The organism is Micromonospora sp. 15K316 (assembly GCF_004348525.1).
Taxonomy (GTDB): Bacteria; Actinomycetota; Actinomycetes; order Mycobacteriales; family Micromonosporaceae; genus Micromonospora.
This window is the reverse complement of sequence record NZ_SMKG01000127.1, coordinates 1-16,401: the sequence shown is the minus strand read 5'-3', so window position 1 is coordinate 16,401 and position 16,401 is coordinate 1. Positions and strand designations below refer to the sequence as shown.

The 16,401-nt window shown below is 72.1% G+C and carries 14 protein-coding genes; 12 read left to right on the top strand and 2 right to left on the bottom strand.

Annotated elements, in window-relative coordinates:
• Positions 1-355: 355 nt before the first annotated feature.
• From E1211_RS21490 to E1211_RS21460, 7 genes are all read left to right on the top strand, one after another.
• Positions 356-1,558 carry a PP2C family protein-serine/threonine phosphatase gene (locus E1211_RS21490; protein WP_132350808.1) on the top strand — a complete coding sequence of 401 codons (1,203 nt, stop codon included), beginning with the start codon at positions 356-358 and terminating at the stop codon, positions 1,556-1,558.
• Complete coding sequence (locus E1211_RS21485; protein WP_132350807.1) at positions 1,555-3,267, top strand: ATP-binding protein; 1,713 nt, start codon at positions 1,555-1,557, stop codon at positions 3,265-3,267. The genes E1211_RS21490 and E1211_RS21485 overlap by 4 nt, the downstream gene beginning before the upstream one ends.
• Positions 3,264-3,716 (top strand): response regulator, encoded by a 453-nt coding sequence (locus tag E1211_RS21480; RefSeq protein ID WP_132350806.1) that lies wholly within the window; start codon positions 3,264-3,266, stop codon positions 3,714-3,716. The genes E1211_RS21485 and E1211_RS21480 overlap by 4 nt, the downstream gene beginning before the upstream one ends.
• Complete coding sequence (locus E1211_RS21475) at positions 3,709-4,518, top strand: inositol monophosphatase family protein (protein WP_132350805.1); 810 nt, start codon at positions 3,709-3,711, stop codon at positions 4,516-4,518. The genes E1211_RS21480 and E1211_RS21475 overlap by 8 nt, the downstream gene beginning before the upstream one ends.
• A gap of 206 nt (positions 4,519-4,724) precedes the next feature.
• On the top strand, positions 4,725-5,729 hold the full coding sequence (locus tag E1211_RS21470; protein ID WP_207915460.1) for a hypothetical protein: 1,005 nt from the start codon (positions 4,725-4,727) through the stop codon (positions 5,727-5,729).
• Between the two features lie 36 nt (positions 5,730-5,765).
• Complete coding sequence (locus E1211_RS21465) at positions 5,766-7,319, top strand: fused MFS/spermidine synthase (RefSeq protein WP_132350803.1); 1,554 nt, start codon at positions 5,766-5,768, stop codon at positions 7,317-7,319.
• Positions 7,320-7,389: 70 nt separating this feature from the next.
• Positions 7,390-9,051, top strand: coding sequence for a serine/threonine-protein kinase (locus E1211_RS21460; RefSeq protein WP_132350802.1), 1,662 nt, complete (start codon positions 7,390-7,392; stop codon positions 9,049-9,051).
• A 140-nt stretch (positions 9,052-9,191) separates the two neighbouring features.
• Here E1211_RS21460 and E1211_RS21455 read toward each other — a convergent pair whose 3' ends face one another.
• Both E1211_RS21455 and E1211_RS21450 read right to left on the bottom strand, forming a co-directional pair.
• A complete protein-coding gene (locus E1211_RS21455; RefSeq protein ID WP_165947311.1) occupies positions 9,192-9,860 on the bottom strand; it encodes a TrkA family potassium uptake protein in 669 nt (222 codons plus the stop codon).
• Positions 9,850-11,184 carry a TrkH family potassium uptake protein gene (locus E1211_RS21450; RefSeq protein ID WP_132350801.1) on the bottom strand — a complete coding sequence of 445 codons (1,335 nt, stop codon included), beginning with the start codon at positions 11,182-11,184 and terminating at the stop codon, positions 9,850-9,852. The genes E1211_RS21455 and E1211_RS21450 overlap by 11 nt, the downstream gene beginning before the upstream one ends.
• A gap of 431 nt (positions 11,185-11,615) precedes the next feature.
• Here E1211_RS21450 and E1211_RS21445 point away from each other — a divergent pair, with 431 nt between their 5' ends.
• From E1211_RS21445 to E1211_RS21425, 5 genes are read left to right on the top strand one after another with little or no spacing between them, the layout of a single operon-like run.
• Positions 11,616-12,815: a substrate-binding domain-containing protein gene (locus tag E1211_RS21445; RefSeq protein WP_132350800.1), complete on the top strand. Its 1,200-nt coding sequence runs from the start codon at positions 11,616-11,618 to the stop codon at positions 12,813-12,815.
• A 4-nt stretch (positions 12,816-12,819) separates the two neighbouring features.
• Positions 12,820-13,563 (top strand): ABC transporter ATP-binding protein, encoded by a 744-nt coding sequence (locus E1211_RS21440; protein WP_132350799.1) that lies wholly within the window; start codon positions 12,820-12,822, stop codon positions 13,561-13,563.
• A gap of 55 nt (positions 13,564-13,618) precedes the next feature.
• Entirely contained in the window at positions 13,619-14,386 is a 768-nt protein-coding gene (locus E1211_RS21435; protein WP_132350798.1) for an ABC transporter ATP-binding protein, read from the top strand.
• Entirely contained in the window at positions 14,386-15,276 is an 891-nt protein-coding gene (locus E1211_RS21430; RefSeq protein WP_132350797.1) for a branched-chain amino acid ABC transporter permease, read from the top strand. The genes E1211_RS21435 and E1211_RS21430 overlap by 1 nt, the downstream gene beginning before the upstream one ends.
• Entirely contained in the window at positions 15,273-16,400 is a 1,128-nt protein-coding gene (locus tag E1211_RS21425; RefSeq protein WP_132350796.1) for a branched-chain amino acid ABC transporter permease, read from the top strand. The genes E1211_RS21430 and E1211_RS21425 overlap by 4 nt, the downstream gene beginning before the upstream one ends.
• Position 16,401 lies beyond the last annotated feature (1 nt).

Here is a 16,401-nt window from a genome sequence, read left to right as displayed (position 1 = left end):
CTCCTCGGGGACGGGGCCAGGGCTGGGACCATCCTGCCCCGCGCCGGCCCGTACCGGGGACCCGGGACGTGACGGCGCCGCCTGCGGTGCGACGCCGTCCGACCGGTGCCCGGCCGGGCGTCCCGGGCCGGGAAGCGCGGGTCCGATCGACGGGACCCTCGCGTGTCCGCTTTGCCCCTCGGTGGGTCGTGATTCGGCCCATGCCCGGCCGGACCGAGTCCGTCGTGTTGTGTGCGACCGTTGTCTAATACAGGATCAGCAGGGCACTCGGAAGGAGCCCGACATCACCAGCGAACTCCCGCGTCTGGCGGCGGTGACCCGGCCGAACCGGGGGACCGGTCTGGCCGGTTCCCCCGTGGTGCCGTATCCGCACGGCGGCCTGGGACGACACCCCCACCTGCCACCGGGCGAGCGGCTGCGGGTGCTGCTGGTCGAGGACGACGAGGGCGACGCCTTCCTGGTCGGTGAGCTGCTGGCCGAGACCAACTCGATGATCGAGCTGCTGGTGGCGACGAGCCTCAGCGAGGCGCGCCAGCGGGTGACGGGTGTGGACTGCGTCCTGCTCGACCTCGGCCTTCCGGACGCGCAGGGCCTCGACGGGCTGCGCCAGGTGCTGGAGATGGCGAGCGGGGCGGCGGTCTGCGTGCTGACCGGGCGCAGCGACGAGCACCTGGGCATCGTGGCGGTCGCCGAGGGAGCCCAGGACTACCTCGTCAAGGGGCAGGTCGACGGTGTCCTGCTGACCCGGGCGCTGCGTTACGCCGTCGAGCGCAAGCGCGCCGACGAGAACGCCCGCCGGTTGCGCGAGGTCGAGCTGCGCCAGGCCGAGTCGGCCCGCCTGGAACGGGGCCTGCTGCCGCAGCCGCTGATGTCGACCGACCAGCTCGCGGTGCACACGTTCTACCGGCCCGGCCGGCACGCCGCGTTGATCGGCGGCGACTTCTACGACGTGGTGCAGACCCGCCCCGACCGGGTGGACCTGATCGTGGGCGACGTCTGCGGGCACGGGGTCGACGAGGCGGCGCTCGGCGTCGAGCTCCGGGTCGCCTGGCGCGCCCTGGTGCTCGCCGGGGTGCCCGACGACGAGGTGCTGCCCGCGCTGGAGCAGGTGCTGATGAGCGAACGCCGGCTCCAGGAGATCTTCGCGACCGTGGCGACGGCGCGGCTCGACCTGGACGCCAACCGGGCGGTCGTACGGTTGGCCGGGCACCCGCCGCCGCTGCTGCTCAGCCGCGGTGGGGTGGCGCCGGTGCCCGCCCCGGGCAGCCTGCTCCTCGGCGTCCGGCCCCGCCCGCCGGTCGCCTACGACCTGAAGTTCGACACCGAGGACTGGTCCCTGTTGATGTACACCGACGGCCTGATCGAGGGGCGCGTGGGCGACAGCGACGATCGACTCGACGTGCCCGGGCTCGGCGAGCTGCTAGCGGAACCGGCCAGCCGCGAGGTGCCCCTGCCCGAGCTGCCGGCCTGGCTCGTCGGGCGGGCCGAGCAGATCAACGGCGGTCCGCTCGCCGACGACGTCGCCATGCTGCTGGTCACCCGGGGAGGTGGCCGATGAGCGCCGGCCTGCGCGGCTGGAGCCTGCGCAAGCGGGTGGTCGCGCTGCTCGCGATCGTCGGCGTGCTGCTCATCGGGCTGGCGGTGGCGGAGGCGTCGCTTGCCGAGCGGAGCCGCAACCAGGTCGACGCGCTGCTGAACCAGACCGGCCCGCTGCGGGTGCAGTCGCAGGAGCTGCTCAACGCCCTGCTCGACCAGGAGACCGCGGTACGCGGCTTCGCGGTGAGCGGCGACCGGGCCGACCTCGGCCCGTACGAGGCCGGGGTGCGGCAGGAACAGGACATCATCGCCTCGATGCGACGACTGCTCGACGACTACCCGCAGGTCGAGGGAGACCTGCGCCAGGTCGAGACCCGGGCCGAGGAGTGGCGACAATCGGTCGCCGTGCCGGTGATCACGGTGACCGAGCGGCAGGGCACGGCGGCGGGTCAGGCGCTCGTCACCGAGGTGGCCCGGCAGCAGTTCGACGAGGTACGGGCCGCCGTGGACGATCTCCAGGCCGAGATCTTCGACGCCCGGGAGAACAACGCGCGGGAGGCGCGTCGCAGCGGGAACCTGCTCGCCGTGCTGCTGATCGTCGCCGCCCTGGTGGTCGTGGTCACCGGTGCGCTGCTGCTGCTCTCGCTGGACCGGACGGTCGTGCGTCCGCTCACCGAGCTCGCCCAGCACGTGCGGAGGGTCGCCGAGGGGGACTTCCAGCACGCGATCCCCGGTTCCGGCCCGCCCGAGTTCGTGCAGCTCGCCGACGACGTGGACGCGATGCGCCGCAGGATCGCGGCGGACCTCTCCGAGGTGCGCGAGGCGCGGCAGCGGATCGAGTGGGTCAACAGCCAGCTCCAGAAGCAGGCCGAGGAGTTGACCCGCTCCAACCGTGACCTGGAGCAGTTCGCGTACGTCGCCTCGCACGACCTCCAGGAGCCGCTGCGCAAGGTCGCCAGCTTCTGCCAGCTGCTCCAGCGCCGCTACGCCGGTCAGCTCGACGAGCGGGCCGACCAGTACATCGCGTTCGCGGTGGACGGCGCGCAGCGGATGCAGCGCCTGATCAACGACCTGCTGGCGTTCTCCCGGATCGGCCGGCTGACCGCCGGCTTCACCGAGGTCGACCTGAACAAGGTGATGGGGGAGGTGGCCGGTCAGACCGAGGCGGCCCGGCAGTACGCGGACGCCGAACTGACCTGGTCGGAGCTGCCGGTGATCCGGGGCGAGGAACCCCTGCTGACCAATCTGCTCGTCAACCTGGTCAGCAACTCGATCAAGTTCCGCCGGCCGGACGTGCCGTCGAAGGTGCACATCTCCGCCCGGCAGGTGGGCGACGAGTGGGAGATAACCTGCCGGGACAACGGCATCGGCATCGAGCCCGAGTTCGCCGACAAGATCTTCGTCATCTTCCAGCGGCTGCACTCGAAGGACGCCTACCCGGGCACCGGTATCGGGCTGGCCATCGTCAAGAAGATCGTGGAATACCACGGCGGTCGGGTCTGGGTGGACACCGACGTCTCGGAGGGCACCGCGATCCGGTTCACCCTGCCCGCGCTGCAGGAGGATGGACCGGGGACCGGCGACGGCCCGGACGAGACCGCCGGGGCGCAGGCGGGGGAGACGCCGGACGGCGTCGCGGAGGGCTCGCCGGAGCAGCGGGACCGGTCGGAGGGCACGGAGGAAGCGCCGGAAGGCGGTAGGACGGGTGGCATGAGGGAGACAGTGGGATGACCGCGCCGGCGGACGGGAAGAGTCCGATCGAGGTCTTGCTGGTCGAGGACGACCCGGGTGACGTGCTGATGACCCAGGAGGCGTTCGAGGAACACAAGCTGCGCAACCGGCTGACCGTCGTCTCCGACGGGGCCGAGGCGTTGGCGTACCTGCGCCGTGAGGGCCAGTACGCCGAGGCGGTAACCCCGGACCTGATCCTGCTCGACCTCAACCTGCCCCGCCGGGACGGCCGGGAGGTGCTCGCGGAGATCAAGAAGGACGAGGAGCTCCGCCGGATCCCGGTGGTGGTGCTCACCACCTCGCAGGCCGACGAGGACATCCTGCGCAGCTACCAGCTGCACGCCAACGCCTACGTGACCAAGCCGGTGGACTTCGAACGGTTCATCTCGGTGGTCCGCCAGATCGACGAGTTCTTCGTCAGCGTGGTGAAGCTGCCGCCGCGTGGCTGACACCCTGCTCGACGACGTCGGTGTCCTGCTCCGTGAGACAGCCGACCAGGTCGTGCTCCCCCTGTTCCAGAAGCTGGACGACTCCGACGTCGCGGAGAAGGCGCCCGGCGACATCGTCACCGTCGCCGACCGCCGGGCCGAGGAGATGATCTCGAACGGGTTGCGCCGGCTCCGTCCGGGCTCGGTGGTGGTCGGTGAGGAGGCGGTCGCCGAGGATCAGGGGCTGCTGCGGCACCTGCGCGGCAGCGGAGACGTGTGGCTCGTCGACCCGGTCGACGGCACCGCGAACTTCGCCGCCGGCCGGCGGCCGTTCGCGTTGATGGTGGCGCTGCTGAGCGAGGGACGACCCGCCGCGTCCTGGGTGTTCGACCCGCTCGCCGACACGCTCGCCACCTGCCGGTCCGGCGAGGGGACGTACGTCGACGGGAGTCCGATCCGTACGGACGCGGCCTCCGCGGAGCTCGGCCGGCTGCGTGGGATGGCGATGACCCGGTTCCTCCCGTCGGCGAACCGCGACCGGGTGCGCGCCGGCGGCGACCGGATCGGCGAACTGCTTCCCGGGCAGCACTGCGCCGGCCGGGAGTACCTGGACATCCTCGTCGGGCGGCAGCAGTTCGCGGTCTTCTGGCGCACGCTGCCCTGGGACCACGCCCCCGGGACGCTGCTGGTCCGCTGCGCGGGCGGCGTCGCCCGCCGGTTCGACGGCGCCGAGTACCACCCGGCCGGCGAGGGGAACGGCCTGCTCGTCGCAGCGAGCGATCGGATCTGGGAAGAGGTCCGAGCGACGCTGCTCGACGGCTGATCCACGCGCTCGGCGACCGGCCCGACACGGTGCGTCGACGCGACGCGCCCCCCGGCGTTCACGGGACCGGCCGGCGTCGTCCGGTCCGGTATCGTGACCGGCGGTCACCGCCAGCAGGCCGCCGAACGGGGCCGGTGGGACCGCCGCCGCGCAGGATGCACCGGGGGGCCGGCGGTCGACGGAAGGACGCTGTCGTGCCCAGGATCATGCCCAGCCGGCGTCGCGCCCGCGGCCCGCTGATCGCGCTGCTCGCCGCCGTCGCGCTGCTGCTCGGCAGCGGCGCGGTGCCCGCGTACGCGGAGCCGAACGAGGGCGGCACCAAGAAGCTGCGGGACGCGCTGACGGCCACCGCCCGGGCGCACATCGAGGCGAAGCAGAAGCTCGACAACTCCAAGCGCCGGCAGAAGCAGTTGACCGGTCAACTCACCGCGCTCCAGACGCGGGTGAACGACCTCAACACGCAGGTCGGCGAGGTGGCGGCCCGTTCCTACCGGGTGGGCCGACTCACCCCGGCGTCGATGCTGCTGGGCAGCGCCTCCCCCGACGCGTTCCTGGAGCGGGCGGCCAACCTCGACCTGATGGCACAGCGGGACGCCAAGCGGCTGCGCGAACTGACGGAGGCGCGCGAGCAGGCGCAGCGGGCCAAGCTCGCCATCGACGCCGAGGTGCGGCAGCAGGCGAAGCAGCTCGCCGTCATGGCGAAGAAGAAGAAGGAGGCCGAGGCGGCGCTGGCCGCGGTCAGCTCCGGCGGCAGTGGCGGCTTCGGCGGCGCCAGTTCGACCTCGGCGAAGCCCGCCCCGCGCAACTCGGACGGCTCCTGGCCGTCGGAGTCCTGCTCGGTGAACGACCCGACCACCTCCGGCTGCATCACTCCGCGCACCCTCAACGCCCTGCAGCAGACGAAGGCGGCCGGCTACACGCGCCATGTCTCCTGCTACCGCAGCGGTGGCGACGGTGAGCATCCCAAGGGGCGGGCCTGCGACTTCTCGGCCGCCGCGGGAGGTTTCAAGGACGAGAACGCCACCGGTGGCGACAAGGCGTACGGCGACAGTCTGGCCGCGTGGCACGTGCGCAACGCCGATCGGCTCGGTGTGCTCTACGTGATCTGGTACCGGCAGATCTGGCATCCCGGCACCGGCTGGCGCTCCTACAGTGGCAGCGGCAGCCCGGCGGCGAGCCACACGAATCATGTTCATCTATCGATGTACTGACCCGCGGGGGCGGGTGGGCTGCGTACCATCGCGACGATGAATCTCTCACCGTCCGACGTCGTGGACCCACCCGCGCCCTCCGTGCCCGGCACCGCTCGGGCCCTGCCCAACGGGCTCGCCGCCTTCCTCGTCTTCTTCTCCAGCGGAGCCGTCCTGGTGCTGGAGACGGTCGCGCTGCGCCTGGTCGGCCCGTACGTCGGCGTCACCCTCCAGGTGACCAGCTCGGTGATCGGCATCGCGCTGGCCGCGATCGCCTACGGGGCGTGGGCCGGGGGCCGGCTGGCCGACCGGCGTGACCCGCGCCCGCTGCTGGCGCCCGCGCTCGTGCTCGCCGGTATCGCCACCGCCGTCACCCTGCCGGTCGTCCGGTACGCGGGCGAGGTGCTGCGCGGCGGGGCGGCCAGCGCCATCCTGCTCCTCGTCGCCCTGGCCGTCTTCGTTCCGGCGCTGCTGCTCTCCGCGATCACCCCGCTGGTCGTCAAGCTCCAGCTCGCCGACCTGCGCCGCACCGGCCAGGTGGTCGGCCGGCTGTCCAGCATCGGCACGCTCGGCGGCATCACGGCCACCCTCTCCACCGGTTTCGTGCTGGTCGCCGCGCTGCGCAGCACGGTGATCCTGCTGGCGCTGGCGATCTCGCTCGGCGTCGCCGGCCTGGTCCTCGGCTGGTACCTGCACCGGCAGGGCGCCGCGGAGCTGCCCGGTCGGGGCCGGACCAAGGCGGCGTTGGCGGTGCTCGGTCTGGTCGGCGCCGGCCTCAGCACGGTGGCGCCGAACCCGTGCGACATCGAGACGGCCTACCACTGCGCGAAGGTCGAGGTGGACTCGTCCCGGTCGACCGGGCGGACTCTGCTGCTCAACTCGGCGCAGCACTCGTACGTGGACCTCGCCGACCCCCGTCACCTGGAGTACGCGTACACGAAGTGGTTCGGCGCGGTGGCCGACGTGGCCGCACCGGCCGGGCAGCGGCTGGACGCACTGCACCTGGGCGGGGGCGGTTTCACCGTGCCCCGCTACCTGACCGCCACCCGTCCCGGCAGCGACAACCTGGTCTTCGAGATCGACGGCGGGCTCATCGAGCTCGGCGAGCGTGAGCTCGGCGTACGCCAGGGGCCCGACCTGCGGGCGGTGGCCGGGGACGCGCGGCTGCTGGTCGCCGCCGAGGCCGACGAGAGCCGGGACCTGGTGGTCGGCGACGCTTTCGGGCATCTGGTGGTGCCCTGGCACCTGGCCACCCGGGAGATGGTGGCCGAGGTGCGCCGGGTGGTGCGCGCGAGCGGCATCTACGTGCAGAACGTCATCGACTATCCGCCGCTGCGCTTCATCCGCAGCGAACTGGCCACCGTCGCCGCCGAGTTCCGGCACGTCGCGCTGATCGCCCCACCGGAGGCGATCATCGGTGAGCAGGGCTCCAACTTCGTCCTCGTCGCCTCCGACGCGCCGCTGCCGATGGACGCGATCCGCGACCGACTGGCCGAGGTGGACGGGCGCGCGACCCTGATCGCCGACGCCGAGCTGGACGAGTTCGTCGGCGAGGCGTTGGTGCTCACCGACGACTACGCGCCGGTGGACCAGCTGCTCGCCACCGCCTGATCGAGTGACTTCCTGAGCGATTTCGCCCCGAGAGGTGTAGCCCGGACCGGTCCGGGCAACAACCTCGACCATGGGTGGAGGGGACCGGTTCGGTGTGCGGCCGCTCGGTGAGCGGTACCGGCTCATCGAGCAGCTCGGTGCAGGTGGCATGTCCGTGGTCTGGCGCGGGTACGACGAGGTGCTCGGGCGCCAGGTCGCGGTCAAGGTGCTGGCGTCCCGGCTGGCCAGCGAGCGCGCCTTCCGGCACCGGCTCCGGGTCGAGGCGCAGGCCGCCGCGCGGCTGTGCCACCCCCACATCACCAACGTCTACGACTACGGGGAGGCCGAGCACGACGGCGTCACCGTCCCGTACGTGGTGATGGAGCTGATCGACGGCGGCTCGCTGAGTGGCCGGCTCGGCCGGGAGCGGCGGTTGCCCTGGCGGGAGGCGGTGACAATCGCCGCCGAGGTCGCCTCAGCGCTGGCCACCGCACACGCCCGGGGGGTGGTGCACCGCGACGTCACCCCGGGCAACGTGATGCCGACGCCGACCGGGGTGAAGGTCGTCGATTTCGGCATCTCCGCCCTGGTGGGGGAGAGCGAGAGGGGCACGGACGGCGCCCTGCTCGGCACCCCCGCCTACCTCGCACCCGAGCGCCTCGACGGCGGCCAGGTGTCACCCGCCACCGACGTGTACGCCGTGGGCCTGCTGCTGTACCGGATGCTCACCGGCCGGCTGCCATGGCAGGCCAGCACCACCACCGAGATGCTGCGCGCGCACCTGTACAACGACCCGGATCCGATGCCCGCCGTGCCGACGCTCCCCGATGGGGTGGCCGACCTGGTGCATCGCTGCCTGGCGAAGCGCCCCGAGGAGCGGCCCGCCACGACGGAGCTGGCCCGCGCGCTGGCCGACGCGGCGGGGGTGCTCACCGCGGTGCCCGTCTCGCCGGCTGCCGGTCCGGCGGGCCCGGTCACCTTGGCGGACGCCGGCACGACGATCCTGCCCTGGTCGGCCGAGACCGGTGCGCTGCCGCTGTCCACCCGGCACCGGCGGGCCGTGACCCGGCGCCGGCGCGTGGAGGCCGGGGCGGTGGCGGCGGGCCTGGTGGCGGTCACCGCGGCGCTCTGGGGGGTGACCGCGCGGAGCCCGGCGAGCGGCGGGGTCGAGCCGCCGACCGAGGCCCGGTTGGGGATGCCGGGCACGCCCGTCTGCCAGGTGGCGTACGCGCTGCGCAGCGACTCCGGCAAGGACTTCGCCGCCGAGCTGACGCTCACCAACACGGGCGCCCGGGAACTGCGCGACTGGGCGATGAGCTTCACGTTTCCCGGCCGGCAGACGGTGACCCGGGCGACTCCGGCGTCCGCGAGCCAGCAGGGGCGGACGGTGGTGGTGCGTCCGCCGGCGGTGCGGCCCGCGCTGGCGCCGGGCGCCGCCGAGAAGGTCAGCCTCGCGGGACGTTACACCGGGGGGAACCCGCTGCCGGTCACGTTCACCGTCGGCGGCGAGAGCTGCGGGGTGCAGGTGTCCGGGGTGGCGGGCCGGGCGCCGACCCCGGCGGCCACGAAGTCCCCGGCGGCCACGACGTCCCCGACCGAGGCCACCACCACGAAGGCGAGCACCACGTCGCGCGGCACCGGCTCCGGCGGCCCCGGCGGCGGCTCCGGTCCGGGCGGCGGCCCCGCCGGGCATCCGAAGCCCAAGCCCGACAAGCCCGACAAGCCCCCCAAGGGCAAGCCCGCCAAGAAGTAACCGCCCCGCCCCACCCAAGATCCGCGCACTTTCTCGGAGCGAGTGGCCATTCGCGCTCGGATGGCCACTCTTTCGGGGAAAGTGCGCGCCCCGGAGGGCCCGGGCTCCGGCGGCAGGGGCTGGGAGCAGGGGGCAAAGGGTCAGGGGAGGTCGGCGAAGCGTTGGAGATGGTCCAGGTCGCCCTCGACGACCAGGACGTCGTCCGGCCGGAGCACTGTGGAGTCCGAGGCGTACGCGAACGGCTCGCCGGGGTGCTTGGCGCCGAGCACCCGTACGCCGTGGTGCTCGATCGGCCTGATCTGCGAGAGCGGCTTTCCCGCCAGGGCGTGCGGCACGCGGACCTTCGCGATGGCGAAGTCGGCGCCGAACTCGATGAAGTCGAGCATCCGCGTGACGATCAGGTGCGCCACCCGCTCGCCGGTCTCCGCCTCCGGAAAGATCACGTGATGCGCGCCGACCGCCCCGAGGATCCTCGCGTGCTTGTCGGAGGTGGCGCGCGCCCAGACCTGTGACACGCCGAGCTCCACCAGGGCCAGCACGGTGAGCACGCTCGCCTCGACGGACGCGCCGATCGCCACCACGACGCGGTCGAAGTCGGTGATGCCCACCTGGCGCAGCGCGTCCTCGTCGGTGGCGTCGGCCTGTACGACCCGATCGAGCTGGTCCGACCAGCGTTGGACGAGGTCGGGGTTGCGGTCGATGGCCAGGACCTCGTGGCCGAGCCGGATCAGCGAGCCGGCGAGTTGCCCACCGAACCGTCCCAACCCGACCACCGCGACGCCACCCGCCTCGCTCTCCCTATCCGACAATGGGTTGCTCCTCTGGGTAGCGGTAGAGCCGGCGCCGGGTGTTCAGGGCGATCGCCGAGCCGAGGGTGAGCGGTCCCACCCGACCGATGTACATCAGGACGACGAGGGCGAGCTGGCCGCTCTCGGGCAGCGCCGGGGCGATCCCGACGGAGAGCCCGGTGGTGGTGAACGCGGAGGTCACCTCGAACAGCGTCTGGAGGGCCCGGGTGTTCTCGGTCATCAGGATCAGCGTGACCGTGCCGATGGCGAGCAGCACGACGCTGATCAGGACCAGCGTGATCGCCTGCCGCTGGCTGGCGTTCGCCACCCGGCGCCGCCCGATGGTCACGTCCGGCTCGCCCCGGATCTCCGCCCAGATGACGAAGGCGAGCAGGAAGAAGGTCGCCACCTTGATGCCGCCGGCGGTGCTGGCGCTGCCGCCGCCGATGAACATGAGCGCGATCATCAACGGGTAGGTCTCCTCGTCGAGCGCGTCGGTGGGGACGACGTTGAATCCGCCCGTACGGATGAAGGCGTCCTGGGTGAACGCCGCGAGCAGCTTGTCGGGCCAGGCGTAGGCGCCGAGGGTGCGCGGGTTGGTCCACTCGGCGAGGAGCAGGCCGAGGAAGCCGACCAGGAGTAGCGCGATGCTGCCCCAGACGGTGAGTTTGGTGGCGACCGCCCAGCGGGAGGGCTGGCGCCACTCGCGTACCGCTTCGAAGAGCGCCGGGAAGCCGAGGCCGCCGATGATCGCGCCGAGGGCGAGCGGGAGCGTGATCCACCCGTCCTTGGCGAAGCCGACCAGGTTGTCCGGGTAGAGCGCGAAGCCGCCGTTGTTGAAGCCCTGGACGGCGTGGAAGACGCCGTGCCAGAGCGCGCGCCCGAGCGAGTAGTCGTAGCCGAAGTGGAAGCGAAGGGTGAGGATCACGGTGATCACCGCCTCGCAGACCAGCGCCGTGGCGGCGATGCGCAGCAACAGTCGCCGTACGTCGCCGAAGCCGAACTCCTGGGTCTCGGCCTGGACCAGCAACCGGTTGCGCAGCCCGAGTTGCCGTGCCACCAGGAGGATGACCAGGGTGGCGCCGGTGACGATGCCGATCCCGCCGATCTGGGTGAGCACGGTGATCATGGCGAGCCCGAACGGGTTCCAGTAGTCCGGCGTGTCGACCACTGCCATGCCGGTCACGGAGACCGCCGAGGTGGCGGTGAAGAGGGCGGTCACGAAGGGCGTGTACCGGTGTTCGTTGGTCGCCCAGGGCAGCATCAGCAGGCCGGTGCCGAGCAGGATCACCGCCAGGAAGCCGAACGGCACCAGCCGCACGGGGTGACGGAGAAACCGGCGCACCAGACAATCTTCCTTTTCCGCCGGAATCGGGGAGGGTGAACCGGCGATCCGGAGATTCGTCCGCAGGTCACCCGGCGACCAACTGCCGGTCAATCGAAGGCGGTCTGCCAGCCGCCGGCCTGCCCGACTTCAAGGAAGTCGGGCCATCAAGGGGTACGCGACACACGGACTTCCCTGAAGCCGTGTCGATCTTGCCGCTGGTTGTCCGGCGGCCGGGGTCGATGGCCGGGGCCGACACATGCGGTACGGCGAAACCGGCGTCCGCCGCCATCACCATGCGGCGCCCGGGTGGGTGTGCACGGCCCGTTGTAAGGCCCGGCCACCCCGCTCCGGTTACTTGTGTGTATCGACCACATAGCTCGTGGGTGACGTCACTTCTAGCGTGAGCCGACAATGAGTTCCCTCCCTCCGAGTCCTCACGTGGAGTCGTAATGACGGTCCGGACGACGCGGCGGGTGTTCCTCTCCGCCGCCACGATGATGGCCGCGGCCCTGGCCGCCACGGCCTGTGGCAGCCCGCAGGACACCGCCTCCGGCGGCGGCGACAGCGCCGCGCCGGTCAAGGTCGGCCTGGTGTACTCCCAGTCGGGTGCCCTGGCCAGCTACGGGAAGCAGTACATCGAGGGTTTCAAGGCCGGTCTCGACTTCGCGACCAAGGGCACCAACAAGGTCGGCGACCGGGCCATCGAGATCACCGAGGCCGACGACGCCGGTGACCCGGCGAAGGCGGTCTCCGCGGCGAAGGACCTGATCGGCAAGGGCACCAAGATCATTGCCGGCTCCACCGCCTCCGGCGTGGCGCTCCAGGTCGCCCCTATCGCGGCGCAGAACAAGGTGCTCTTCATCTCCGGGCCGGCCGCGACCGACGCGGTGACCGGCGCGAACAAGTACACGTTCCGCTCCGGACGGCAGTCGTACCAGGACGTGGTGACCGCGAAGTCGTTCATCGGCGACCCGACCGGCAAGAAGGTCGTGGTGTTCGCCCAGGACGGCGCCTTCGGTGACGCCAACGAGGCGGCCGTGAAGACCGTCATCGGCGGTGCCGGCGCGACCGTCAGCAGCGTCCGCGCCCCGGCCAGCGCCACCGAGTTCACCCCGTTCGCCAGCCAGATCAAGGCCGCCAAGCCGGACCTGCTCTTCGTCGCCTGGGCCGGCACCACCGCCCCCGCCATGTGGCAGACCCTGGACCAGCAGGGTGTCCTCTCGTCCACCACGGTCGTCACGGGCCTGGACATCCGTGCCTCCTGGCCCACCTTCGGTGCGGCCGGCAGCAAGATCTCCTTCCTGTCGCACTACTTCGACGGGGCCAGCGACACCGAGGCCGCCAAGGCGCTCAAGGCCGAGGTCGGCACCGTCGACCTCTTCCACCCGGACGGCTTCGCCGCCGCCCAGATGGTGGTCCGCGCCGTGCAGGAGGGTGGGGACGACGTCGACAAGATGGTGACGGCGCTGGAGGGCTGGAGCTTCGACGGGATCAAGGGCAAGATGACGATCCGCGCCGAGGACCACGCCCTGCTCCAGCCGATGTACCAGGCGAAGCTGACCGGCAGCGGCACCGAGTTCACGGCGACCGCCCAGAAGAGCCTCACCGGTGACGAGACCGCGCCGCCGGCCGTGGCCATGAAGGGCTGACCCGATGCTCGCCACCCGCGGTCTGACCTGGCGGATCGGCGAGGTCGCCATCGTCGACGGCGTCTACCTCGACCTGGCGCCCGGGGAGTTCCTCGGCGTCATCGGGCCCAACGGCGCCGGCAAGACCTCGCTCTTCAACCTGATCACCGGCCTGCGCCGGGCCACGGACGGTCGGGTCCTCCTCGACGGGAAGGACATCACCGACCTTCCGCCGCACCGGCGCGCCCGGCTCGGGCTGGGCCGTACCTTCCAGGCGTCGTCGGTCTTCGGCTCGCTCAGCGTCCTGGAGAACGTCCGGCTCGCCGTGCAGGCGCACCGCGGGGGCTCGATGAAGCTGTGGCGGCGGGCGGCGGCCGACCGGGAGGTGGCCGCCGCCGCCGACGCGGCGCTCGACCGGGTCGGCCTCGCCCACCGGGGTACGGCGCTCGCCGGCACCCTGGCCCACGGCGAGAAGCGCAAGCTGGAGATCGCGCTGCTGCTCGCCGGTGAACCCCGGGTGATGCTGCTCGACGAGCCGATGGCCGGGGTCAGCGCCGAGGACGTCCCGGAGTTGGTCGCGGTGATCCGGTCGCTGACCGGCGAGAGCGGCCGGTCGGTGCTCATGGTGGAGCACCACATGGACGTGATCCTGGAGCTGGCGGACCGGATCGCCGTGATGCACCACGGGGCGCTGCTCGCCTGCGACACCCCGGAGACGGTGATGGCCAACCCCACGGTCCAGGAGGCCTACCTGGGGGAGTCCCTGTGAGCGCGAGGAGTGAGCCGGGTTTGCGAGCCCCGCAGTCGCGATCGGAAGGCGGTTCATGATGGAGGCCGTCCTCAGCGTGGAGAACCTGTCGGTCCGGATCGCCGGGCTGCACATCCTCCAGGGAGTGTCCTTCCCGGTCGCCCCGACCGGGGTGACCGTGCTGCTCGGCCGCAACGGCGTCGGCAAGACCACCACACTGCGCGCGATCGTCGGGCTCACGCCGCGTAACGGTGAGGTGCGCGGCACGATCCGGATGGGGGCGCAGAGCCTGCTCGCCCGCCCCACCCACCGGCTGGTCCGTGGCGGGCTCGGTTACGTGCCGGAGGACCGCTGCGTCTTCGCCGGCCTGACCGTGGCGGAGAACCTGCGGCTCGCCGAACGGCGGGGCGTCACCCCCGCGTACGACAAGGTCTTCGCGCTCTTCCCGGAGCTGGAGCGGCGCGCGCGGCAGCGGGCCGGTTCGCTCTCCGGCGGGCAGCAGCAGATGCTGGCCATCGGTCGGGTGCTGCTCAACGACAACCGCCTGCTGCTGGTCGACGAGCCGACCAAGGGGCTGGCGCCGAAGGTGGTGACCGAGGTGACCGAGGTGCTGGAGCGGGTCGCCGAGTCGGTGCCCGTACTGCTCGTCGAACAGAACCTGGCAGTGGTCCGGCGGCTCGCGAGGGACGCGGTGGTGCTCGCCGCCGGCCAGGTCGCCTGGGCCGGCGACGCGCGGGAGTTGCTGCTGGAGACGGCGCTGACCAGGTCGCTGCTCGGCGTCGGCACCGGTGAGCCGCACCGCGGGCCGGACCGGGCCGCCGCGACCGGGAAGGACGCGAACTGATGGGCACCGTGATCCTGTTGACGCTGACCGGGCTCGGCCTGGCGGCGCTCTACTTCCTGGTCGCCTCCGGGCTCTCCCTGGTCTTCGGCCTCGCCGACGTGCTCAATTTCGCGCACGGGCTCTTCCTCGGCGTCGGGGCGTACGCGACCTGGTGGGCGGCGGGGAACCTCCCCGGCGCGGGGCCGGACGGGTTCGGCTTCGTGCTCGCGGTCGCCTTCGGGGTGGCCGCCGGCACGCTGGTGGCGGTCCTCGTCGAGCTGGTGCTGATCCGTCCGCTCTACTCGCGCACCATCGAGCAGGTGCTCGTCACCGTCGGCCTCTCGCTGGCCGGGGTGGCGCTGCTCCAGGCCACCTGGGGTGCGGACGCGCGCCCGTTCCCGCGTCCCGAGTGGACGCGCGATGTGACCGGGATTCTCGGCGCGCAGGTGCCCAACGGCGGTCTGCTGCTGATCATCGCCGCGGTGCTGGTGCTCGGCGCGCTGCTCGCCTTCCTTCAGTGGACCCGCTACGGCCTGGTGATCCGGGCCGGGGTGGAGAACCGGGAGATGGTCACCGCGCTCGGCATCGACGTGCGCAAGGCGTTCACCCTCGTCTTCGCGATCGGTGGGGCGGCCGCCGCGCTGGCCGGCGCGCTCGGCGGGGTCTACTTCGGCACCGTCTCACCCGGGCAGGGCAGCTCACTACTGATCTTCGCGTTCATCGTGGTGGTCATCGGCGGCATGGGGTCGGTGCTCGGCTCCGCGTACGCGGCGGTCGCGGTCGGCCTGCTGCAACAGTTCGTCAACTACTACGGCACGTCCGGCCTCGGCGACATCTGCGTGGTCGGTCTGCTCGCCGCGGTGCTGCTGCTGCGCCCGCAGGGCATCGCCGGAAAGGTGGCCACGGCATGACCGAGGTGAAGAGCCCCGAGGTACCGGCGCCGCCCGCGGCGGTGCCCGCCGAGCTGAGCCCGCAGCCGGGCCGGTGGCACCGGGTACGGCCGTACCTGCCGCTGGTCGCGTTGCTGGTCGCGGCGATCCTGCCGTACTCGACGCTGCACCTGCCCGGCATCTTCGAGGGGCCACTGAACTCGCCCGGCACCCTGCAACTGCTCGCCGTCTGCCTGATCTTCGGCGGGCTGGCCGCCGGGTACGACCTGCTCTTCGGCCGGACCGGCATGCTCTCCTTCGGGCACGCGCTCTACTTCGCGGCCGGGGTCTACGGCACCGACATCCTGGTCACCCGGGCCGGGCTGCCGCTCTGGCAGGCCGCGCTGCTCACCGTCACCGGCGGGACCATCCTGGCCGCGCTGCTCGGTGCGGTGGCGCTGCGTACTGTCGGCATCGCGTTCGCCATGGTGACGCTGGCGTTCGCGCAGGTCGGGGCGATCCTGGTGGCCCGGGACTTCGGCGGGTTGACCGGCGGCGAGGAGGGGCTGCCGCTGGACGTCTCCGGGCTGCCCGAGGCGCTGGTCGGGGTGACCAACACGGTGAACCTCTACTGGTTGGCGCTGGCGTACCTGGCCGTGGTGGTGCTCGTGGTGCACCGGGTGAGCGGCTCGCCGACCGGTCGGGTGCTGGCCGGGCTGCGCGACGACGAGCGGCGGATCGGGGTGCTCGGTCTCGACCCGTACCGCTACAGGCTGGTGGCGTTCACGCTCGCCGGCGGGCTCGCAGCAGCCGGGGGAGTGGTCTACTGCCTGATCGTCGGCGGCGCGTCGCCGCACATCACGTCCTCGGAGCTGACGCTGTCGCTGCTGGTCATGGTGGTGCTCGGTGGGCCGGGCACCCGGTGGGGGCCGGTGCTCGGTGGTGTCCTCTACATGTACCTGGACCACCGGCTCACCGCGTTCGGCACCTCCGAGGCGGTGGACTCGTTGCCCGCGGTGCTGAGCCGTCCGCTCTCCCAGCCGCTCTTCGTGCTCGGCACGATCTTCATTCTGGCCGTCTACTTCTTCCCCGGCGGCCTCGCCGGTCTGACCTCCCGATTGACCATGCTGCGCCGCTCCCTCCGTCTCCCCTCCCGCACCCCCTGAC